We start from the raw sequence: 2,737 nt of genomic DNA on the forward strand, positions 1-2,737 counted from the left end.
GGTCCCGTACCTCCGTACGCCCCTCCCGAAGGCGACGCGTCGTGAGCCGGGGTGCGGTTGTCACTGTGGTGTCCGGGCGCGTCCCCGCCGGGACCGCACATCCGTACGCCCCCGCGGGAGGCGATACGTGCTGAAACGAGATGCATGCGCCACCATGGTTACCGGACCGTAGCCGCGGGGAAGGGAGTCGAGGTGGGCGGAGAAGGCAGGGACGGGGTCAAGGTGATGGTCGTCGATGACCACCCCATGTGGCGCGACGCCGTGGCCCGCGATCTGGCCGCCGCCGGCTTCGCCGTCGTGGCCACCGCCGGGGACGGGCCGCAGGCGGTGCGGCGGGCGCGGGCCGCCGGCCCCGACGTGCTCGTGCTGGATCTCAACCTCCCCGGCCTGCCCGGCGTGCAGGTCTGCCAGGAGGTCGTCGGCGCCCAGCCCGGCGTGCGGGTGCTCGTGCTGTCCGCCAGCGGCGAGCACGCCGACGTCCTCGAAGCCGTCAAGTCCGGCGCCACCGGCTACCTCGTGAAGTCCGCCAGCACCGAGGAGCTGATCGACGCCGTCGAGCGGACCGCCCAGGGCGACCCGGTGTTCACGCCCGGCCTCGCCGGGCTCGTGCTCGGCGAGTACCGCCGGCTGGCCGGCGAGCCCGTCGCCGGGAGCGGCGACGAGCCCGAGGTGCCCAAGCTCACCGACCGCGAGACCGAGGTGCTGCGCCTGGTCGCCAAGGGGCTCTCGTACAAGCAGATCGCCGAACGCCTCGTCATCTCCCACCGCACCGTGCAGAACCACGTGCAGAACACCCTCGGCAAGCTCCAGCTCCACAACCGCGTCGAGTTGGTCCGCTACGCCATCGAGCGCGGTCTCGACGACGACTGAGCCGCCCCTCCCTTACCCTCCCGGTCCCTCCTCCGAGTGAAGTCCGCCGCCTAATTGACAGGTTGGTGTGCGAATCCCGCTCGCTCCGTGTCGTGTGAGGTGGATCACCGTTAGCGTTGCTGCAGCGGGGTCACGACCGTCAGAAGGGAAACCTGTGATGCGGGTAGGAGTACTGACCGGTGGCGGTGACTGCCCCGGGCTCAACGCGGTCATCCGGGCCGTCGTCCGCAAGGGCGTCCAGGAGTACGGGTACGAGTTCACCGGCTTCCGGGACGGCTGGCGCGGGCCGCTGGAGGCCGACACCGTCACCCTGGACATCCCCGCCGTCCGCGGCATCCTGCCGCGCGGCGGAACCATCCTCGGGTCGTCGCGTACCAACCCCCTCAAGGTCGAGGGGGGTATCAAGCGCATCAAGGAGAACATGGCGAAGCTGGAGGTGGACTCGCTCATCGCCATCGGCGGCGAGGACACCCTCGGCGTCGCGCAGCGCCTCGCCGACGAGTACGGCATCAAGGTCGTCGGCGTACCGAAGACCATCGACAACGACCTCTCCGCCACCGACTACACCTTCGGCTTCGACACCGCGGTCAACATCGCGACCGAGGCCATCGACCGGCTGCACACCACGGCCGAGTCCCACATGCGCGTCCTCGTCGTCGAGGTGATGGGACGGCACGCCGGCTGGATCGCCCTGCACTCCGGGCTCGCCGGCGGCGCCAACGTGATCCTCATCCCCGAGCAGCGCTTCGACGTCGAGAAGGTCTGCGGCTGGGTGACCTCCCGCTTCAAGGCCAGCTACGCGCCCATCGTGTGCGTGGCGGAGGGCGCGATGCCGAAGGACGGCGACATGGTGCTCAAGGACGAGTCCCTGGACTCCTTCGGCCACGTCCGGCTGTCGGGCGTCGGCGAGTGGCTGGCGAAGGAGATCGAGCGGCGTACGGGCAAGGAGGCCCGCACGACCGTGCTGGGGCACGTGCAGCGCGGCGGTACGCCCAGCGCGTACGACCGCTGGCTCGCCAGCCGCTTCGGGCTGCACGCCATCGAGGCGGTGCACGACGAGGACTGGGGCAAGATGGTCGCCCTGCAGGGCACCGACGTGGTCCGCGTGCCGCTCGCCGCCGCCACGGCGCGGATCAAGACCGTGGACCCCGAGCTGTACGAGGAGGTCGGCGTCTTCTTCGGCTGAGTGCCGGTACGGGCCGGCGGCCTGCTCCGCGCAGGCCGCCGGCCCCGTGCCTCAGCCCCGTACCAGCACCGCCGCCAGCAGCTGCCGCACCAGCCGGTCGCCGTCCAGCGTCAGCACCGACTCCGGATGGAACTGCACCCCGGCGAAGCCGGGCCCGCGCAGCGCGTGCACGTCGCCGCTGCGCGGGTCGCGGCTCAGCTCGACGCCGCGAGCCGCCGCCAGCGCCGCCGCGGCGGCGTCGTCGCAGCGGGCGGTGTACGTGCTGTAGAAGCCGACCGTCTCCGGCCGCCCGAAGAAGTCGATCTCCTCCTGCGCCCCCTGGTACGGCACGTCCTTGCGGACCAGCGGCAACCCCAGCTCGGCGGCGAGGAGTTCGTGGCCCAGGCAGACGCCGAGCAGCCCGTGCCGGTGCCCCGCCAGCAGCTCGGCGGCCAGCCCGCGCAGGAAGCGCATCCTGGGGTCGGCGGTGTCCGACGGGTCGCCGGGTCCCGGGCCGAGCACGACGGGTCCCTCGTGCGCCAGCGCCGCGTCCCGTACGCCGGGCGCGTCGAAGCGGCGTACGTCCACCTCCGCGCCCGAGGCGCGCAGCACGTGGGCGAGCATCGCCGTGAAGGTGTCCTCGCCGTCGACCACCAGCACCCGCCCGGCCGCCGCTCGGCCGGTGTCCGCCGCCCCCTGCAT

At 72.3% G+C, this 2,737-nt stretch carries 3 protein-coding genes; 2 read left to right on the forward strand and 1 reads right to left on the reverse strand.

The genetic code is table 11. The features are described 5' to 3' along the window. Positions 1-225 precede the first annotated feature (225 nt). Together H5J30_RS25970 and H5J30_RS25975 are read left to right on the forward strand one after the other, a co-directional pair. Positions 226-870, forward strand: a complete 645-nt coding sequence (locus H5J30_RS25970) for a response regulator (RefSeq protein WP_181789777.1) — start codon at positions 226-228, stop codon at positions 868-870. Positions 871-1,027: 157 nt separating this feature from the next. Continuing rightward, on the forward strand, positions 1,028-2,056 hold the full coding sequence (locus H5J30_RS25975; RefSeq protein ID WP_181789775.1) for a 6-phosphofructokinase: 1,029 nt from the start codon (positions 1,028-1,030) through the stop codon (positions 2,054-2,056). 51 nt (positions 2,057-2,107) lie between these two features. Here H5J30_RS25975 and H5J30_RS25980 read toward each other — a convergent pair. Continuing rightward, the coding region (locus H5J30_RS25980; RefSeq protein ID WP_181789776.1) for an aminodeoxychorismate/anthranilate synthase component II at positions 2,108-2,737 on the reverse strand (630 nt) is incomplete at its 5' end.

Source organism: Streptomyces phytophilus (assembly GCF_013870535.1).
In the GTDB taxonomy this organism is placed as follows: domain Bacteria; phylum Actinomycetota; class Actinomycetes; order Streptomycetales; family Streptomycetaceae; genus Streptomyces; species Streptomyces phytophilus.

What these genes read in the sequence shown, in the direction of transcription:
- H5J30_RS25970 (WP_181789777.1), top strand. Translation starts at nt 226, where the DNA reads ATGGTCGTCGATGACCACCCCATGTGGCGCGACGCCGTGGCCCGCGAT.
- H5J30_RS25975 (WP_181789775.1), top strand. Translation starts at nt 1,028, where the DNA reads ATGCGGGTAGGAGTACTGACCGGTGGCGGTGACTGCCCCGGGCTCAAC.